Origin of the sequence: Clostridium sp. C1 (assembly GCF_018223625.1) — a bacterium.
Classification (GTDB): Bacteria; Bacillota_I; Bacilli_A; order Erysipelotrichales; family Coprobacillaceae; genus Allocoprobacillus.
Window position 1 is genome coordinate 1,057,167 of record NZ_CP073631.1, and the last position, 18,025, is coordinate 1,075,191.

21 protein-coding genes are annotated in these 18,025 nt (G+C 32.4%); 5 read left to right on the top strand and 16 right to left on the bottom strand.

The window, feature by feature from the left end; genetic code table 11:
• Positions 1–80 precede the first annotated feature (80 nt).
• Both KEC48_RS05750 and KEC48_RS05755 read left to right on the top strand, forming a co-directional pair.
• Positions 81–1,403, top strand: a complete 1,323-nt coding sequence (locus tag KEC48_RS05750) for an RsmF rRNA methyltransferase first C-terminal domain-containing protein (RefSeq protein WP_211964847.1) — start codon at positions 81–83, stop codon at positions 1,401–1,403.
• Positions 1,400–1,846 (top strand): HD domain-containing protein, encoded by a 447-nt coding sequence (locus KEC48_RS05755; protein WP_087357395.1) that lies wholly within the window; start codon positions 1,400–1,402, stop codon positions 1,844–1,846. Before KEC48_RS05750 ends, KEC48_RS05755 begins: the two co-directional genes overlap by 4 nt.
• A 10-nt stretch (positions 1,847–1,856) precedes the next feature.
• Here the strand turns inward: KEC48_RS05755 and trxA are convergent, their stop codons facing one another.
• From trxA to fucO, 16 genes are all read right to left on the bottom strand, one after another.
• The gene (gene trxA / locus KEC48_RS05760) at positions 1,857–2,165 is read right to left on the bottom strand and encodes a thioredoxin (RefSeq protein ID WP_087357396.1); all 309 of its coding nucleotides are present in this window, start codon (positions 2,163–2,165) and stop codon (positions 1,857–1,859) included.
• A 111-nt stretch (positions 2,166–2,276) separates the two neighbouring features.
• Positions 2,277–4,133, bottom strand: coding sequence for an ABC transporter ATP-binding protein (locus KEC48_RS05765; RefSeq protein WP_087357397.1), 1,857 nt, complete (start codon positions 4,131–4,133; stop codon positions 2,277–2,279).
• A 1-nt stretch (position 4,134) separates the two neighbouring features.
• The gene (locus KEC48_RS05770) at positions 4,135–5,868 is read right to left on the bottom strand and encodes an ABC transporter ATP-binding protein (protein ID WP_211964851.1); all 1,734 of its coding nucleotides are present in this window, start codon (positions 5,866–5,868) and stop codon (positions 4,135–4,137) included.
• Between the two features lie 42 nt (positions 5,869–5,910).
• Positions 5,911–6,354, bottom strand: a complete 444-nt coding sequence (locus KEC48_RS05775) for a MarR family winged helix-turn-helix transcriptional regulator (protein ID WP_087357399.1) — start codon at positions 6,352–6,354, stop codon at positions 5,911–5,913.
• Between the two features lie 127 nt (positions 6,355–6,481).
• Positions 6,482–6,793, bottom strand: a complete 312-nt coding sequence (locus tag KEC48_RS05780) for an RnfABCDGE type electron transport complex subunit B (protein WP_087357400.1) — start codon at positions 6,791–6,793, stop codon at positions 6,482–6,484.
• Complete coding sequence (locus KEC48_RS05785) at positions 6,783–6,968, bottom strand: hypothetical protein (RefSeq protein ID WP_087357401.1); 186 nt, start codon at positions 6,966–6,968, stop codon at positions 6,783–6,785. The genes KEC48_RS05780 and KEC48_RS05785 overlap by 11 nt, the downstream gene beginning before the upstream one ends.
• Positions 6,968–7,540 carry an RnfABCDGE type electron transport complex subunit A gene (locus KEC48_RS05790; protein WP_087357402.1) on the bottom strand — a complete coding sequence of 191 codons (573 nt, stop codon included), beginning with the start codon at positions 7,538–7,540 and terminating at the stop codon, positions 6,968–6,970. Before KEC48_RS05790 ends, KEC48_RS05785 begins: the two co-directional genes overlap by 1 nt.
• A gap of 3 nt (positions 7,541–7,543) precedes the next feature.
• Complete coding sequence (locus KEC48_RS05795) at positions 7,544–8,194, bottom strand: electron transport complex subunit E (protein WP_087357403.1); 651 nt, start codon at positions 8,192–8,194, stop codon at positions 7,544–7,546.
• Positions 8,195–8,207: 13 nt separating this feature from the next.
• On the bottom strand, positions 8,208–8,732 hold the full coding sequence (locus tag KEC48_RS05800; protein WP_087357404.1) for an FMN-binding protein: 525 nt from the start codon (positions 8,730–8,732) through the stop codon (positions 8,208–8,210).
• 12 nt (positions 8,733–8,744) lie between these two features.
• A complete protein-coding gene (locus tag KEC48_RS05805) occupies positions 8,745–10,604 on the bottom strand; it encodes an RnfABCDGE type electron transport complex subunit D (RefSeq protein ID WP_211964853.1) in 1,860 nt (619 codons plus the stop codon).
• 17 nt (positions 10,605–10,621) lie between these two features.
• A complete protein-coding gene (locus tag KEC48_RS05810; protein WP_087357406.1) occupies positions 10,622–11,929 on the bottom strand; it encodes an RnfABCDGE type electron transport complex subunit C in 1,308 nt (435 codons plus the stop codon).
• Between the two features lie 118 nt (positions 11,930–12,047).
• A complete protein-coding gene (gene rlmD / locus KEC48_RS05815) occupies positions 12,048–13,352 on the bottom strand; it encodes a 23S rRNA (uracil(1939)-C(5))-methyltransferase RlmD (RefSeq protein ID WP_211964855.1) in 1,305 nt (434 codons plus the stop codon).
• Positions 13,312–14,130, bottom strand: a complete 819-nt coding sequence (locus KEC48_RS05820) for a YihY/virulence factor BrkB family protein (RefSeq protein ID WP_087357408.1) — start codon at positions 14,128–14,130, stop codon at positions 13,312–13,314. The genes rlmD and KEC48_RS05820 overlap by 41 nt, the downstream gene beginning before the upstream one ends.
• Before the next feature lie 31 nt (positions 14,131–14,161).
• Positions 14,162–15,451, bottom strand: coding sequence for a hemolysin family protein (locus KEC48_RS05825; protein WP_211964857.1), 1,290 nt, complete (start codon positions 15,449–15,451; stop codon positions 14,162–14,164).
• An 86-nt stretch (positions 15,452–15,537) separates the two neighbouring features.
• Positions 15,538–15,687, bottom strand: a complete 150-nt coding sequence (locus KEC48_RS05830) for a hypothetical protein (protein ID WP_164483532.1) — start codon at positions 15,685–15,687, stop codon at positions 15,538–15,540.
• 73 nt (positions 15,688–15,760) lie between these two features.
• Entirely contained in the window at positions 15,761–16,906 is a 1,146-nt protein-coding gene (gene fucO, locus KEC48_RS05835) for a lactaldehyde reductase (RefSeq protein WP_087357410.1), read from the bottom strand.
• Positions 16,907–17,112: 206 nt separating this feature from the next.
• On the opposite strand from fucO, the gene KEC48_RS05840 reads away from it, so the two are divergent.
• The 3 genes from KEC48_RS05840 to KEC48_RS05850 all read left to right on the top strand — a co-directional run bounded on the left by KEC48_RS05840 (position 17,113) and on the right by KEC48_RS05850 (position 18,024).
• The gene (locus KEC48_RS05840; RefSeq protein ID WP_211964859.1) at positions 17,113–17,322 is read left to right on the top strand and encodes a helix-turn-helix transcriptional regulator; all 210 of its coding nucleotides are present in this window, start codon (positions 17,113–17,115) and stop codon (positions 17,320–17,322) included.
• Entirely contained in the window at positions 17,312–17,551 is a 240-nt protein-coding gene (locus tag KEC48_RS05845; protein WP_205088927.1) for a hypothetical protein, read from the top strand. Before KEC48_RS05840 ends, KEC48_RS05845 begins: the two co-directional genes overlap by 11 nt.
• A 77-nt stretch (positions 17,552–17,628) precedes the next feature.
• The gene (locus tag KEC48_RS05850; protein WP_087357412.1) at positions 17,629–18,024 is read left to right on the top strand and encodes a hypothetical protein; all 396 of its coding nucleotides are present in this window, start codon (positions 17,629–17,631) and stop codon (positions 18,022–18,024) included.
• Position 18,025 lies beyond the last annotated feature (1 nt).

The following is an 18,025-nucleotide window of genomic DNA, read 5'->3' on the forward strand; positions in this document are numbered from 1 at the left end:
TCTCACCATTGACTATTTTAACATATGAATTTTAGTTTACACAAACATTTTTCACTTGTATAATAAAAATGGTGAAAATAATGAACGAAATATTTGAAAAAGAAATAAAAACAATTTTAAAAGATGAATACCTTGATTTTATGGGATCATTGCAGCTACCGCCAGTGAAAGCTTTTTATTTGAATCCACTTAAACAAGACCCTAACAAATATTTAAATCAGCAGTACATTCAACCTCATCCCGTGGTACAGGGAGGATATTATTTTGATTATGAAAAATATCCGTTAGGAAAATCTCCATTTTTTTCATGTGGTCTTTATTATATTCAAGAACCAAGCGCAATGTTAGTCGCTCATTTTTTAGATGTACAAGAAGATGATTATGTTTTGGATATGTGTGGTGCTCCAGGTGGCAAGAGTTGTGCAATCGCCAGTCGTTTAGGAAATCAAGGTTTAATGATTACTAATGATATCAATACTTTAAGAGCCAAAATTCTTTCTGAAAATATTGAAAGATTTGGTTTAAAAAATACTATTGTGACAAACTGTGATCCGATTCAATTGACAAAAGTTTTGCCAGAATTTTTTGATAAAATCATTTTAGATGCTCCTTGTTCTGGTGAAGGAATGTTCAGAAAGGATAATCAAGCCATTGAAACATGGTCACCACAAAAAATACAAGAATGTGCTCATATTCAAAGACAATTAATGGATGCAGCAATGAAATTATTAAAACCAGGTGGTATATTGATGTATTCTACATGTACATACAATACCAAAGAAAATGAAGAACAGATTAATTATTTACTCAAACATTATGATTGTCAGCTCATTCCTTTAAGAAGAAGTCATGGAATGGCTCCGGGTATTCATATGGATGAAGCCATTCGTTTATACCCACATCGTTATCGTGGAGAAGGCCATTTTATCGCATGTATTCAAAAAAATGGTCAATCTTCAACGAAAAAATATAAACCGATGAAAGCTTCGATTTCTAAGCAGAACCAAAAACTTGTGAATACCTTTTATCAAGAATATCTTCAGATTCCTACACCACATTATCTTTATGACAATCATAATCATATCTATGCTTTACTTCCACAATTTCCAGATTTGCAAGGTATTCGTGTTTTAAGAAATGGCCTCTATTTAGGTGAATGTAAGAAAAACAGATTTGAACCTAGTCTTGCATTAGCATTAACACTCACTCAAAAAGATGTGAAACAGTTTTATCGCTTTCATGAAAATGATCCGGAAGTTAAACAGTATCTGCATGGTGAAGCGATTGCTGGAACAAATCAAAAAGGTTATGGAGTTATCTTTGTTGAAGACTATCCACTTTCATTTTATAAAGAAAGTCAAGGTTTAGCTAAAAACTTATATCCAAAGGGGTTGAGAAGATGAATCGTTATGAAACATTAAAAGATTATTTCTTTGTCCATATTGACGAACATTGTCATGGCATGTATAAACAAAAAGCTTTGCTGCATAGTATTCAAGTGTCTGTTTTATGTCAAAAATTAGCCTTAAAGCAACACTTGGATATTGAATTAGCTGGTATCATGGGCCTTTTTCACGATTATATTCAATTCACTCAACACACCTCGTTTCAACATGGCCCTAGATGTAGTGAATGGATAAGTTCTATTTTAAATGAATTTCAAGATGATGAAAAAATGATAATTCAACAAGCAATTGCCAAACATAGTGAAAAAGATAAAATGGATGATGTCTATAGTGAAATCTTAAAAGATGCTGATGTATTGGCACAATATTTTGCTGAACCAGACATGATTATGTCTGATACCAATCAAAAAAGATTAAAAAAATATCTCCCAGAAATCTAGGAGATATTTTTTATTTCAACATATTTTCTAAAGCTTCATAAGGGACAAAACCTAATTGACGATTCACTGCTTGTCCATTTTTAAAGACAATCAATGTTGGAATAGATTGCACCCCAAATTGCATAGCAAGAGAACCTTCTTGATCAACATCGACTTTTAAAACTTTTGCTTCTGGATGTTCTTGAGCTAACTTATCAATACTAGGAGCTAACATTTTGCAAGGTCCACACCAATTCGCAAAGAAATCCACAAACACCAAATCATTATGAGCAACAATATCTTGAAATTCTTGACTATTAACATGTAAAACTTGTGACATACATAACGCCTCCTTTTATATTATCGTTTTTTTTTGATTACATACAGAGTTTAACATATGTTTTTCACTTTTACAAATTATATGCTTGAAAAAGAAAAAGGTCTAACGACCTTAATCCATTTCAATAGCACCAGTATATAACTGATAATATTTTCCTTTTTGTTGCATTAATGTTTCATGATTACCACGTTCAATAATATGACCATGTTCAAGAACCATAATACAATCACTATTTTTAATTGTTGATAATCTATGAGCAATAACAAGGGTTGTTCTGCCTTCCATTAATCCATCCATACCTTTTTGAACAAGTGTTTCTGTTCTAGTATCAATAGAAGATGTTGCTTCATCCAAGATAAGTGCAGGTGGATTAGCAACCGCAGCACGTGCAATCGCAATTAACTGACGTTGTCCTTGTGATAAATTTGCTCCATCACCCGTTAACATTGTATTATATCCATCTGGTAAATGTTTAATAAATGCATCAGCATTAGCTAATTTTGCTGCATCAATACATTCTTCATCTGTTGCATCCAAACGTCCATAACGGATATTATCCATAACTGTTCCTGTAAATAGATGTGTATCCTGTAAAACCACACCTAAAGAACGACGTAAATCATCTTTTTTAATCAATTTAATATCAATACCATCATAAGTAATCGTTCCACTTTGAATATCATAGAAACGATTGATCAGATTAGTAATTGTTGTTTTTCCAGCACCTGTTGCACCAACAAAGGCAATCTTTTCACCAGGATTAGCAAAGACACTAATATCATGTAAAACCATATGATCATCAAAATATCCAAAGTTGACATTTTCCAGTTTTAAATCACCTTTCATTTCAACCAATTCAATTTCACCATTTGGTCGAGGATGACGCCATGCCCAATGCCCTGTACGTTTATCTGTTTCTACCATTTTTCCATCAACAAATTCTACACGACATAATGTGACAATACCTTCGTCCACTTCTTTTTCCTGATCTAATAATTCAAAAATACGTTTTGCACCCGCTTGTGCCATAGCAATTGAATTAATTTGCATTGATACTTGTCCAATTGGATTATTAAAACTTTTGTTTAAAGTCATAAAAGCAACAAGTGTCCCAATTGTTAATGATGAATCAAATCCAGATAAAGCCAAAACCGCACCAATCACAGCACATAAGATATATGACATATTTCCTGTTTGAATAGTAACAGGCATTAATACGTTAGCAAATTTATTGGCTTGATATGAACTTTCACGCAATTCTTCATTAATATTTCTAAAACCTTCAATTGCTTTTTCTTCATGGTTAAAAACTTTGACAACTTTTTGTCCAGAAATCATTTCTTCAATATATCCATTCACTTTTCCTAATGTTTCCTGTTGTTTAATGAAATATTTTGCTGAACGACTTCCAATAGAACGAGAAATAAATAAGATGACACATACCATGACCACACTGACTGCAGTCAATGTAACATTTAATGTTAACATTGATACAAGTACTGTCACAATTGTGATTGCACTTGAAGTAAACTGTGGAATAGATTGACTGATTAACTGTCTTAAAGTATCAATATCGTTTGTATAAACAGACATGATATCCCCATGTGTTGTTCTGTCAAAATAACGAATAGGTAATGATTCCATATGTTCAAACATTTCATCACGTAAATCCCTTAAAAAACCTTGTGTCACTGAAACCATAATACGGTTAAAAGTATAGGCAAAGATAATTCCGGCTAAAAAGAAACATGCCATAACAGTCAAGGCAGAAAGCAAACCAGAAAAATCAGGTGACGGTTGTCCAATCAAAGGCATAATATAATCATCAATTAATCTTTGCTGGAATAATTGCCCTTGTACAGTACATACAGCTTGTCCAACAATACATAATAATACAATCACAATGGCCAACCCATAACGTTTGAAAACCTTCTTTAAAAGGCGAATTAAAACATGTTGTTTTTTCATACTATGCTTCCTCCTTTCCTTTTGTCTGTGTTTCATAAATTGTACGATAAATTTCACTTGTCTTTAATAGATTTTCATGTGTATCAAAATCATCAATCACACCATCATTTAAAACGATGATACGGTCTGCATTTTGTACACTTGATACACGTTGAGAAATAATAATTTTTGTTGTATCTGGAATACGTTCTTCAAATGACTTTTGAATACTTGCATCAGTTGCTGTATCAACAGCACTTGTTGAATCATCCAAAATCAAAATCTTAGGTTTTTTCAACAACGCCCTAGCAATACATAAACGTTGTTTTTGTCCACCAGAAACGTTTGTTCCACCTTGTTCAATATAAGTGTTATATTTATCTGGAAAATCTTGAATAAAATCATCAGCACAAGCCAGACGACATGCTTCCTGACATTCTTCTAAAGTCGCATTTTCATTACCCCATCTTAAGTTTTGAAGAATCGTTCCACTAAATAAGACATTGTTTTGTAATACAACTGCAACTTCATTTCTTAAAACTTCCAGATCATATTTTCTGACATCTTCACCACCAACAATAACACTTCCTCTATCAACATCATATAGACGGCTGATTAGACTGACAAGTGTACTTTTGGCACTTCCAGTTCCTCCAATAATACCAATCGTTTCCCCAGAATGAATATGAATATCAATATCTCTAAGAACCGGTTCTCCTGTTCCATGTTTGTATGAGAAAGTCACATGATCAAATGTTACAGAACCACTTTTCACTGTTTTTAAAGCATGTTCTGGTGAAACAAGGTCAGATTTTTCATTTAAAACTTCAGCAATACGACGTCCAGAAGCAAATGACATTGTAATCATAACAAATGCCATAGACAACATCATTAATGACATTAAAATATTCATAATATAACTAAATAATGTTGTTAATTCTCCTGTTGTTAAAGTTCCTCCAACAACACTTTTTGCTCCTAACCATGATAAAAGTAAAATACATCCATAGACAGCAGTCATCATAGCTGGATTGTTTAAAGCCAATACAGATTCAGCTTTGACAAATAAACGATAAATATTTTGTGCAGCTCTTTTAAATTTTTCATTTTCATATTTTTCTCTTACAAAAGATTTAACAACACGAATAGCGACAACATTTTCTTGTACACTTTCATTTAAATCATCGTATTTAGGGAATACCTGATTAAAATAACGTGTTGCTGTGACCATGATAAAACCTAAAACAACAATCAAAAATCCCATTGCTCCAACAAAGATTAAGCTTAATTCATGATTAATCATAAATGCCATTGTTAAAGCACAAACCAGATTCATTGGTGCACGAATACACATACGAATAATCATCTGGTAAGCTATCTGAACATTTGTCACATCTGTAGTTAAACGTGTAACAAGCCCAGCTGTACTATATTTATCAATATTAGAGAATGAGAAAGACTGAATGTTTGTATACATCCCATCTCTTAAATTGGCAGCAAACCCTGTTGATGCTTTAGCGGCATATTTTCCAGCTAAGAACCCAGTTGATAATGTTCCAATCGCAATAATAAACATAATAAATCCATATTTATAAACTGCGTTGATATCTCTCGCTTCAATTCCTAAATCAATAATTCTAGCCATTAATAAAGGAATCAAAATCTCTAAAATCACTTCGACTACAACAAAGAACATCGTTAAAAAAGAATCTTTTTTATATTGTTTAATTTGTTGCATCAATGTTTTAACAACCATCTTACCACTCCTTTTCTATTATTTATGTAACCAATTCCATATTTAATCATCAGTTGATAAATTGCGAATCATCTTATCCGTAATATCCATAAAAATTTCTATTTCCTCAGATGATAAACCATTTGTTAGCTTTTCATGGAGCTGTATCATTGTCTGATTAATCCATTCATGAATTTCCAGACTCTTTTGTGTCAGAACAATCTTCTTTAAACGTCCATCATAATCCACTGGAACACGCTTAATGAGTTTTCTTTTACTCATTAATGTCAGCATTTCAGAAGTCGTTGAACGATTAATAGAAAATTCTTCTTCAATATCCTTTTGAAAAGTGTCTTTTCCCTCACTATCTCTTAATTGAACAAAGCCAATAATCCATGTCTGCATCATTGTTGCTCGATCATGTTGAGGACCAAAATGTTTATCCATATTCCTTTTCATTAAATTACTTAACGTTTTAATGCGATAACCCAAAGGATCCCTAAACACCTCATCACCTCCATAGTTCGGTTACGAACTGTATTATAATATACATTTTTTTTATTGTAAAGAGATAATGATAAAGAAAAGAAGAAAAAACAGAAGAATTTTTCTCCTGTTTTTAGATTATCATTTTTTAAACTGTCACCTTAGCAGTTTGTCCATCTGGTCCTGGTGTTTCATTCAAATATTGAGCGATTTTTTCTCTTGTTTCCTGATTGCTGACAACACAGGCAGAAACTTTTGATGCGTCTCCTTCAACCAAAGCAGTCGCAAAACCAGAACATCCAGGATAACCACAACCACCACAATTAGCACCCGGTAACATTTCTGTTACATCATTGATACGATTGTCTTCTTCTACACGTAAGTATTTATCAGCAACACCTAAGACACATCCAAGTACAGCACCAACGACAAGCAAGGCTAAAATAGCACTAATCTGCATTTTTAACTTCCTCCTTATGATGAGCACTATGATGAGAACATGCAATATTATTGCAGCCTACACATTCACTCATATCTTCACATCCCTCCGGTTTTGGAGTATGTTTATTTAATAAATATGTTCCAATAAAGATGGCGATTAAAATAACCAGCCATAAAATTGCCCAGATTGTCATTAAACAAGACCTGCAATTCCGGCAATAGCACATGCCATAATACCAGCAGTAATTAATGCAATTGGTGTTCCTTTAAAGCTTTCTGGAACGTTTGCGATTTCTAGTCTTTCACGAATTGTTGCAAAAACATAAATAACAATTGTAAAACCAATAGGAACAGCAAGTCCAGCTACCATTGCTTCAATCAATGTATATCCGGCACTGATATTATCTAATGCAACCCCTAATACAGCACAGTTTGTTGTAATTAATGGTAAATAAACACCCATTGATTTATAAATTTCTGGACTTGTTTTCTTTAAGAACATTTCAACAAATTGTACTAAAGATGCAATAACCAAGATAAATGTAATCAAATCCAAATAAGTAATTCCTAATGGAGTTAATACATGATAATACAATAAATATGTGATAATAGATGCTAAAAAGATAACAAATGTTACAGCATATCCCATATTTAACGCATTTTTAGGTTTCTTAGAAACTCCTAATAATGGACAAATAGCATAAAATTTGCTTAATACAACGTTATTAACAAACGTTAATCCTATAAATAAACTCACTAATTCCATAAACTATTTGACCTCCGCTTTCTTTGCTTTATTTGCTTTTCTCACTTTTAAGAATTGAATAAATGCAAGAATTGTTCCTAAAGTCATGAATGCTCCAGCAGGTTGAGTAAACAAGCTAATTGCATAATCACTAAAGAAACTGAACTGGAAAATAATCTGACTTGCATCAAATGGATTATATAAAGATAAACCACCAGTTCCAATCAATTCTCTAAAGAATGAAATAATCAATACAGCAAATGTATATCCTAGACCCATTCCTAAAGCATCTAAAATAGAATCTACAACACCATTTTTAGAAGCAAAGCTTTCTGCTCTCCCTAAAATAATACAGTTAACAACAATCAAAGGAATGAAAACACCCAATGATTCATATAAAGCAGGTGTATAAGCATTCATTAACATTTGCACACATTTCACAAGTGTTGCAATAATGACAATAAACACAGGAATTCTAATTTCATTAGGAATGATTTTTCTCAGTAATGAAATAATAAAGTTACTCATCAACAAAACACAAATAACAGCCATTCCCATACCAATTGCATTTGTTAATGACGTTGTAATTGCTAGGGATGAACATAGACCTAACAATAAAACAAAGATTGGATTTTCAGCAAATAATCCTTTTTTAAATACATCAAATTTTTTCATCTATGTCCCCTCCTTATTTAAAATTTTCATTATAGTGCTGTGTTGCCTGTTCAATTCCTTCAATAACAGCTGTTGAAGAAAAAGTTGCACCAGAAATTGTATCAATAGAATCACCAATATTCTTTCCAACAACACTATTAATAAATGATTCACCAGTAATCTGATCACCAATACCTGGTGTTTCACTACTACAATCAAGAATCTGTAATCCTTTATAAGTTCCATCTTTATCTAATGCAATTAAAGTTTTGACTTCGCCACCATATCCTTGAGCAGCAGTTTCATAAATATATCCTACAGGACTTCCACCTTTATCTGCTTCATAAACAGCAGATAATGCATCATAATCAGATAATGAAACATCTAAAGCCTTAAATTCTTCACCACTTGTATAAATCTTTACTAAATTTTCCTTTACACTGGCAATTTTCTGTTCTTGAATAATGGGATCAGTCATGCCATTGACAAATGATAAAGCTCCTCCAGCTAAACCAGCAACAATTGCAAGGAAAACAGTTAATTTTAAAATCTTTTTCATCTTATTTCCCTCCTATTTTGTTTGATCAATGGCTTCTTGAATCGCATTGACAATTCCAGTTGTTGTGACTGTCGCACCAGTAGATGTATCAATTCCAGACACGTCATCCCAGCTTGTTTCACCATTTAAAACATCATCATGGAATGCTTTTGCTTTATCATTCAAGCTTCCACCACTTCCAGATTCAATTAAATCTTTACCAAATCCAGCTGTTTCTCCAGGATATTCAACAACTTCAACCTTTGTCACAGTTTGTTTGGCTTTATCAACAGAAACCTTAACAGTCATTGGGTTGGCATCTCCACCAAATCCTTTTGCAGTTAAAGTATATGTATAAGTATCACCATCTACAACTGGAGCTTTTTGAGCTTGTTCAATTGCTCCTTTAATCGCATTGACAATACCTTTTGTTGTCATTGTTGCTCCTGTAGATGTATCAATTCCATCTACATCACTTGTAGAAAGACTTCCATTTAAAACTTGATCATAGAATGTTTTCGCTTTGTCATTTAAACTTCCACCACTTCCAGATTCAATTAAGTCTTTACCAAATCCAGCTGTTTCTCCAGGATATTCAAGCACTTTTACAGATTCAACTGTTTCTCCATCAATCTTAACAGCGACTTTCATTGGATTAGCTTCTCCACCAAATCCACTGACCTGCATCACATATCCATCATCAGTTGTTTCAAGATATGTCCATTGTACTTTATTGGCTTCTTCTTCAGCCTTTTTCTTTTCTTCTTCCTCTTTTGCTTTTTGAGCTTCAATAGCTTCCTGCTCAGCTGCAGCAACATCATTTTTGATACCAGTACTAATACCAAATACACATGCAATCGCAACTACTAAGCTAATACCAATAGATGCCCATTGTTTTCCAATATTTTGATCCGTTCTACCTAAAACAAATGAATCAATTAATGGTGTTAACATATTCATCATTAAGATTGAGAATAATACACCTTCAGGATAATTCGCTTTTAAACGAATAATCATTGTTAAAAATCCTAAACAGATACCATAAATAATTTTTCCAAGTGGACTCGAAGGTGATGTCACCGGATCAGTTGCCATAAAGACAGCACCAAACATAGCTCCACCTAAACAGAAATGAATCAATGGATAAGTGATTGGATCTAATCCATTTACTAATGCAAAAACTTCACTTAAAACTAAGATTGTTCCCATATATGCTACAGGAATTCTGGCATCGAAAACCCTTCTGGCAGCAAGAACAATACCTAAAATTAAAATCAATACAATACAAGTTTCACCTAATGCTCCAGCATGATTTCCTGTAAATAAATCCATCAAAGTATAAGAGAAAGTATCTCCCCCTAACCAAGATGTTCCAGATAACATCGTAATAGGTGTTGCTTTTGTAGCCATATCAATTCCATTAACAGTATCAGGAATATTGGCAACAAGCTGTGCCCCAAAAGCCAAATGAACAACAACACGTCCGACTAAAGCAGGGTTAAAGATATTGTGTCCAAAACCACCATATACAAGTTTTCCAAAGAAAATTGCAATAAATGAACCAATAGCTGTCACATATAATGGTGTTCCAGCAGGTAATGTTAATGTAAAGATAATTGCTGTGACCCATGCAAAACTATTTTTCAAATATGTTAAGGCATTTTCTTTATGAATCAATGCCCAGACAACTTCTGTTGCTAAAGCAACAACAATAGAAACAACATACATCAAAGCAACATGAATTAATGGATCATTTGTTGTATAGTTATAGTAATAATAATATAAAGAATAACCAACAAGCACCAATAAAGCAATCGTTAATTCTCTCATAATACGATGTGTAGAGAGTTTTTGACGATAATTTGGTGATGTTCTTTGTAAAGTAATCTTCATCCGTTTTCAGCCTCCCCCTACGCATTCTTTTTTCTTTGTGCCAGTTGCATACGACGTTTTGCCTTAGCAACCATATCTGTCACTTCAATCTTACTTGGACAGATGTATGTACACATACCGCATTCTACACAACGACCAGTATCTAATTTTTCAATCAATTCTACATTTGCTGCCTTTTCTGCTTGCATAATACGTACTGGCTGTAAATGCATTGGGCAGTGTAATGTACATTCACCACATTTTAAACATGGTAATGGTTGAATATTTTCTTTTTTCATAACAGTGATAGCATTGTTATGAGAATAAATCACAAAAGTATCATTCATAACTGATTTTCCCATCATTGGTCCACCACCAACTAAGAAACCATCACAGTCATCATCAATATATCCACCAATTTTTTCAACAATATAATTGACAGGTGTTCCAATCGCAACATCTACATTCTGTGGATTCTTTAATCCATTACCAGAAAATGTCACAACACGGCGAGTAATCGCTTCACCATTACGAATTCCTTTAGAAAGAGCAATGGCTGTTGATGAGTTATTGACAATGACACCAATTTCAGCTGGTAAACGATCATATTCTTTTTTAAAGACAGTACGTACCAGAACTCTTTCCCATCCCATTGGATAACGATCAGGCACTTCACGTGGTTCGATGTTATCATAATTCTTAGCTTCTTCAACTAACAATTCCATCAAATCAGGTTTGTGTTCTTTAATCGCAATAATTGCTTTTTTAGCACCAGCTGCTTTGATCATATAATGTGCTCCATCAAACAAAGCTTTAATATCTCTTTTCATCGCCACATGGTCACTTGTTAAGAATGGTTCACATTCTACACCATTAATCAAAATTGTTTCAATATTCTGAACATTTTCATATTTCATATATGTTGGAAATCCTGAACCACCTAATCCAACGATTCCCAATTCCTTAATGGCTTTAATCACATCTTCCTGACTCATATGATCAGGATCAGCAACTTCATATGCTTTTACTCTTTCATCTTTATGATCATTTTCAATCACAATATGATTTTGTAAACGCTTTGAAGCATGCATACGTTTTTCTATTCCCTTCACTGTTCCAGAAACTGGAGAATAAATTGGAACATACATACTCTTACGTGTCGCTAATTTTGTTCCAATACAGACATGATCTCCTTCTTTGACATGAACATCAAAATCTGTTGCAACTCCTAAAACAAGGGGAACATAAATAACGTCAGGTGTATCGATAGTCAAAATAGGTTTATCTTTAGTTAAGCCTTTTTGTCCATCTAATTTGACTTTTCCTTTTCCAGATAAAATAGACATTATATCCCTCCATATCTTTAAAATACTCATATAGTATAGCATTTTTTTATACGTTTGAAAATAGAATTGTCGTTGATGTTCACAAAATGTTCACAAAAAAAGTTCCTCTTTTGAGAAACTATTTTCGAACTAAACTCACAATTGTATCAAATTTGGCAGAATATGGATATGTATCTAATGGAATCATCTTGTCAATTCGATAATATTTATCCAATTCCTCTAAATCTTTTGCTAAAGCAGAAGGATGATCGCTGACATAGATAATATGTTTAACTTTCGATAATATAAAACTTTGCTTCATCGCATCACTTAATTGAGAAGTTCTTACAATGACTTCATCAAAATGTTGTTTTTTACATTGATGAATAACAGCTTCATGAACATCTTGACAAATCCATTGAACATGTGTCTTTCCTAAAAACTTCGCATTATCTTTTGCATCTTTGATGTGATAATTCTTTTCATCCACAGCAACAATATTCTGTTTTAATGAAAGTTCTAATAAACCTATCCCACAATTTAAAGATAAAATCTTTGAATCATCATCCAATAAGGAACGTATCAACTCCAGTTTTCTTTTCTCCATTTCTGGGTAAACTGGAAATTCAGATTTAACAGAATAAAGATATTTTTGACCAAAACATTCAAAAGGTAGATAAGATTGACCATAAACCTTTTTATAACCCTGCATTTCAAATTGCTGATAACGTGTTGTATTGATTGTATACCAGACACTTTTGACTTGAGGTATTTGACTGACAGCTTCAATCACTTCTGGTTTCAAACCATCCTGCCCCGTCACAAATAAAACTTGTAATTGTCCATCAATATGACGGATACGCATAAAACGCAATCCCTTTTTCACTTTATCATTGTAATCTCTCACTTGATGAAGATGTAAAATATCTTCAATTTGTTGAATACTTGTATTGATTGTCTGATCTTGCATGGCACATTCATTCATTAAAGTTAAATACTTTGTTTCACGTTGAAAAATACCAGCATAAATCTTTCCTTTAAAGTAAGTCATAGGCAATGATACAACTTGACGATAATGTTGTGTCAAGGGTGCTTTTATAGTCTTTTGAATAGGTAAGTGCTCAACATCAAAATGAGTATATTTTTTTAAAGCATCTTTTAATAAACCTTTTTTAAAATTCAAATGTTGACTATAGTCTAATGTTGTTAAAGCACAACCTTGACAATTTTTATATTCCTTACAAAAGGATGGTTGACGATACTTTGATTTTTCAATGTATTTCTTAACTACGCCTTTTAAAAATTGACGTGTTTCCTGTACAATCTCCACATCAACAATTTCACCTGGCAAAGCATCTTGAATAAAACATATTTTCTTATGTATATATCCAATTCCTTCCCCATTAATTCCCAATTTCTTTATTTCTACTCTTTCTTTTCTCATCAGAGATCCTCCTGAAATATAATATATTTGTGATATACATGCCAACATAGAAAAACTCGGCAGTCCAGTTAAAAACAAACAAAACAATGACAATGGAAGCTAAAGGTCCATATACAGATTGATAATCCGCAATCTGAAGATAAAAACTTAACGCATAGTACAAAATCAATAATAAAACACTAGCAATCAAAGCTCCTTGAAAAGCATCACTATAATGAATTTTCATTCTGGGTACAATCATATAAATGCCAGTTAAACAAAAACAGATTAAAACATATAACAAAATATGACGGATTCCTGCATAGGAATATAAAAAGTTAAAAATATAAGCTAACGGTCCAATCGCAGTAATCGCAATAACTCCAATCAACAACAATAATAAATAAATAGTGATCTTAATCGTATAAACATAAAACCCTAAGATACTTTCTTCAGTTTCAGGTTGATACATACGTTTACTGATTTCATAAATATTGCCAATACCTCTTGAAACTGTATAGATAGATACCAGAATTGTCACTAAGGCAACTGTATTAAAAGAACGTGATTCCAATATTTCAATCAACATCTGTGCATATTCCTTAACAACAAACTGCTCTATAATATTTTGGAGTACAGTCATATCAATATTAAAAAGTGATGTTCCTATCGCAATTAATGTAAAAGCCGGAATTAACAACAACAATAAATAAAATGATAATGCGGCAGCAGCATATGGTGGTATAGCAGTGCGATAGTCATCATATATAATTGTACAGCGCTCATAGAATTCTCTCATTTGATCCTCCACCAATAAGAAAGGAAAAACATTAATCCTGCTTTTCCTCTCCTTTCTTTTCCTCATCTTCTAAAATCTTTTTTAAATGCAACAATACAATCCTATTTTTATCAATTTCTTTAATTGTCATTTCAACATTATCAATTATAATCGTCTGATTCATTTCAGGACTTCCATTACATTCTCCCAAAACCAGTCCACCTATTGATTCAAAATCTTCTGAATCAAAATTTGTTTCACAGACATCATTAACTTCATCAATATTTAAACTTCCATCAATCAAAAATTCACCATGACCTAAATTTACAATAGACTGTTCAAACTCATCATATTCATCATCAATTTCTCCAACAATTTCTTCTACAATATCTTCTAAAGTCACAATACCACTCATCACTCCATATTCATCTAAAACAACAGCCAGAGAAATATGATCTTTACGCATAGCTTCAAAAACATCTGAAATTTGATTAAATTCATAAACAAAATATGTATCACGCATGATTTTTGTTACATCGAAATCAATGCGATTAATATCATATAAAAATAAATCTTTAATATAAAGAACCCCTATAATTTCATCATATGAATCATTATGAACTGGTAATCTGGAAAATTGTGATTCTCTGAATGCTGCAATCACTTCATCATAAGTTGTATCTGAAGAAATACTTTCCACATGAATTCTTGGAGTCATAACTTCCTTAATTTCAGTATCACCAAATTCAAAAACATTATGAATCATTTCTTTTTCTTCATCTTCCAATACCCCTTCTTCATGTGATACTGTCACAATCGTTTTTAAATCTTCTTCTGTCATGGTTGGACCTTTATTGGCATCGCCCCCAAACAAACGAACAAAAAAGCCAGAGACAACATTTAAAACAGCGACTACAGGAGTAAAAATAATAATAATCAACTTAATAAAACGACATACTCCAAATGCAATAGATTCTGCATTTTGCGTTGCTAAAGATTTAGGTGTAATTTCACCAAAAATCAAAATAACCAATGTGACAACCCCAGTTGCTATAGCAACACCGGTTCCATCATTTCCCAGTAAACTAATCACAAAAGACGTTGTCAATGAAGAAGCCGCAATATTAACCAGATTATTTCCAACCAGTACTGAACTTAATAAACGTGTCTGATTTTCTAATAATGATTGAATAAGAATGGCTTTCTTATTATTTTCTTCTGCCAATGTTTTTACTCTTATTTTATTAATAGACATAAATGCTGTTTCACTCATTGAAAAAAGAGCAGATAAAGATATAAGCACAATAAAAGCAAAAATCATAGCTATCTGACTCGAGTCCATTTTCTAACATATCTCCTTTTTATCACATAAATTTCCTAAATATTACTATAAAATAATCAAATTGTCAAACTTCCCATTTGTCCCTATCAATCTTTATTATTTTTCTTTTGCATGAAGTTCATCCATTCTTGATGTTGTTTTTTTCTTTGCACAAGAAACAAAATAGGAAAAACAATACTACTACTTGCAATAATCCCTAAAAATGACATAATCAATGTCTGATTAATGATTTCCATATGCACATTCACACTCCACGTTTCTTATTATAACAAAAAAAGTACACCTATGATAGATGTACTGAATAATTTATTATAATAATGATTGATATAAAGCTTTGATTTCTTCAACACTTGTATCACGAGGATTTCCTGGACAACATGCATCAGCCAATGCACTTTCGCTTAAGAAATCCAAATCTTCAGCTTTCACAATATCTTTTAAATCAGCTGGAATACCAACATCTTTAGATAATTGTTTGACTGCATCAATTGCAGCTTGACGATATTCATCTTGATTCATACCTGTTGTATCAACACCCATAGCCTGAGCAATATCTTTATATTTTTCTCCAGTATATGGTGCATTGTATTCCATAACTGTAGGTAAAATAATCGCATTAGCCACACCATGAGGTGTATCATATAATGCTCCTAGAGGATGAGCCATACTGTGAACCAAACCTAAACCAACATTAGAGAATCCCATACCAGCAATATATTGACCTAAAGCCATACCTTCTCTACCTTCTGGTGTATTTTCAACAGCCCCTCTTAAGTTTTTCGCAATGATTTCAATTGCTTTTAAATGGAACATATCACTCATTTCCCATGCCCCTTTAGTGATATATCCTTCAATCGCATGAGTTAAAGCATCCATACCTGTTGCAGCAGTTAAACCTTTAGGCATTGAAGCCATCATATCTGGATCAACAAATGCAACAACTGGGATATCATGAACATCGACACATACCATTTTTCTATCTTTTTGTGCATCAGTAATAACATAGTTAATAGTGACTTCAGCAGCTGTACCAGCAGTTGTAGGAACGGCAAAGATTGGTGTACAAGGATTTTTCGTATCAGCCACACCTTCCAAACTTCTGACATCTGAAAATTCTGGATTACGATCAATAATACCAATTGCTTTTGCTGTATCCATTGATGATCCACCACCAATAGCAATAATATAATCAGCTTTTGCATTATGCAATGCTTCTACACCATGTTGTACATTTTCAATTGTTGGATTGGCTTTAATATCTGAATAGATTTCATAAACTAATCCTGCTTCATCTAATAAATCCGTTACTTTTTTTGTCACTCCAAATTGAATTAAGTCTGGATCAGAACAAACCAATGCTTTTTGAAAACCACGTGCTTTTGCTTCAGTAACAATTTCATTGATTGCTCCTTTTCCATGATAACTTGTTTCATTTAATACAAATCTGTTTGCCATTTTTATTACATCTCCTTTTTGAACTGTCTTTATTTTAGCATTCTTGTGAAAATAAAAACAAGTGACAAATTCCCCCATCTGTCACATTTTATATCTTTCTCATTTTATCATTCATAAAAGCAAATGGAAAGTTAGCTTGACATACAAGATTACTCTGCTATAATAAAAGTATGGAAAGTTAGCTTTCCATAGAAAAGAGGAATATTTTGAAAAACAGATTAGAAGAATTACGAAAACAAAAAGGTATCAAGCAAGAAGATTTAGCTGCGGCACTAGAAGTATCTCGTCAGACAATAGGCTCGTTAGAAAACGGACGATACAACCCCTCTATTCTCTTAGCTTTTAAAATTGCAAGATATTTCAACATGCATATTGAAGATATCTTTATCTATGAGGAGGAACAAAATGAAATATGAAGAACTGTTATCTCAAGAAGAAAGAAATGAACTCAAAAATATAACAATAGAGAAAAAAGACGAAAGAAACATATGGTTAGATCATTTAGCTAAAGCCAGAGCTTACGAATTGATGATGTGGCTTTATACTATATCTATCACTTTACTTGCTTTCTTTCATATTATAAGTTTAATAGCCTTTTTATCTTGCTTGGTTTTTTTATTGTTTGTCAAATATATTTTATCCTAAGACTATGGCTTTACCATAAACACTTTTAAATAGTATAAATATTCTAGAAATATTTATAAAAAGGAAGGAAGATACAAATGAAAAATAAATATCAAATTTGGTACATTGGTTATATCATTTCAATATTATTAATTCTTATTATTCTATTAACGGATTTTCCTCAAATGGTTGACATTGGACTCGCTGTATTGTTTAGTGTTATTTTTAGCGTTTCTCATGTTCAAATATTACACAACAAGATGATGAAAAATGATAATGATTATAAAATCAATGTCATGGACGAACGTCATATCATGATCAAAGAAAAAACAGGAAATATCACAAATATGGTTAATACCACATTATTAGCTTTCGCAACCATTATATTTATTTGTCTTGATTACATCATTCCAGCCATTATAACTGGTCTAATCATCACAATTCAGCCCTTTATACTCATTACTATCAGCACAATGCTTGAAAAAAAGTTATAGG

Excerpts from the sequence above, each read along its gene's own strand:
- KEC48_RS05770 (WP_211964851.1), bottom strand. The coding sequence starts at position 5,868 with ATGGTTGTTAAAACATTGATGCAACAAATTAAACAATATAAAAAAGAT.
- KEC48_RS05810 (WP_087357406.1), bottom strand. The coding sequence starts at position 11,929 with ATGTCTATTTTATCTGGAAAAGGAAAAGTCAAATTAGATGGACAAAAA.
- KEC48_RS05825 (WP_211964857.1), bottom strand. The coding sequence starts at position 15,451 with ATGGACTCGAGTCAGATAGCTATGATTTTTGCTTTTATTGTGCTTATA.
- KEC48_RS05790 (WP_087357402.1), bottom strand. The coding sequence starts at position 7,540 with ATGGAATTAGTGAGTTTATTTATAGGATTAACGTTTGTTAATAACGTT.
- KEC48_RS05780 (WP_087357400.1), bottom strand. The coding sequence starts at position 6,793 with ATGCAGATTAGTGCTATTTTAGCCTTGCTTGTCGTTGGTGCTGTACTT.
- KEC48_RS05800 (WP_087357404.1), bottom strand. The coding sequence starts at position 8,732 with ATGAAAAAGATTTTAAAATTAACTGTTTTCCTTGCAATTGTTGCTGGT.
- fucO (WP_087357410.1), bottom strand. The coding sequence starts at position 16,906 with ATGGCAAACAGATTTGTATTAAATGAAACAAGTTATCATGGAAAAGGA.
- KEC48_RS05805 (WP_211964853.1), bottom strand. The coding sequence starts at position 10,604 with ATGAAGATTACTTTACAAAGAACATCACCAAATTATCGTCAAAAACTC.
- KEC48_RS05785 (WP_087357401.1), bottom strand. The coding sequence starts at position 6,968 with ATGACAATCTGGGCAATTTTATGGCTGGTTATTTTAATCGCCATCTTT.
- KEC48_RS05820 (WP_087357408.1), bottom strand. The coding sequence starts at position 14,130 with ATGAGAGAATTCTATGAGCGCTGTACAATTATATATGATGACTATCGC.
- rlmD (WP_211964855.1), bottom strand. The coding sequence starts at position 13,352 with ATGAGAAAAGAAAGAGTAGAAATAAAGAAATTGGGAATTAATGGGGAA.
- KEC48_RS05845 (WP_205088927.1), top strand. The coding sequence starts at position 17,312 with ATGAAATATGAAGAACTGTTATCTCAAGAAGAAAGAAATGAACTCAAA.
- KEC48_RS05765 (WP_087357397.1), bottom strand. The coding sequence starts at position 4,133 with ATGAAAAAACAACATGTTTTAATTCGCCTTTTAAAGAAGGTTTTCAAA.
- KEC48_RS05830 (WP_164483532.1), bottom strand. The coding sequence starts at position 15,687 with ATGGAAATCATTAATCAGACATTGATTATGTCATTTTTAGGGATTATT.
- KEC48_RS05795 (WP_087357403.1), bottom strand. The coding sequence starts at position 8,194 with ATGAAAAAATTTGATGTATTTAAAAAAGGATTATTTGCTGAAAATCCA.
- KEC48_RS05750 (WP_211964847.1), top strand. The coding sequence starts at position 81 with ATGAACGAAATATTTGAAAAAGAAATAAAAACAATTTTAAAAGATGAA.
- KEC48_RS05755 (WP_087357395.1), top strand. The coding sequence starts at position 1,400 with ATGAATCGTTATGAAACATTAAAAGATTATTTCTTTGTCCATATTGAC.
- KEC48_RS05850 (WP_087357412.1), top strand. The coding sequence starts at position 17,629 with ATGAAAAATAAATATCAAATTTGGTACATTGGTTATATCATTTCAATA.
- trxA (WP_087357396.1), bottom strand. The coding sequence starts at position 2,165 with ATGTCACAAGTTTTACATGTTAATAGTCAAGAATTTCAAGATATTGTT.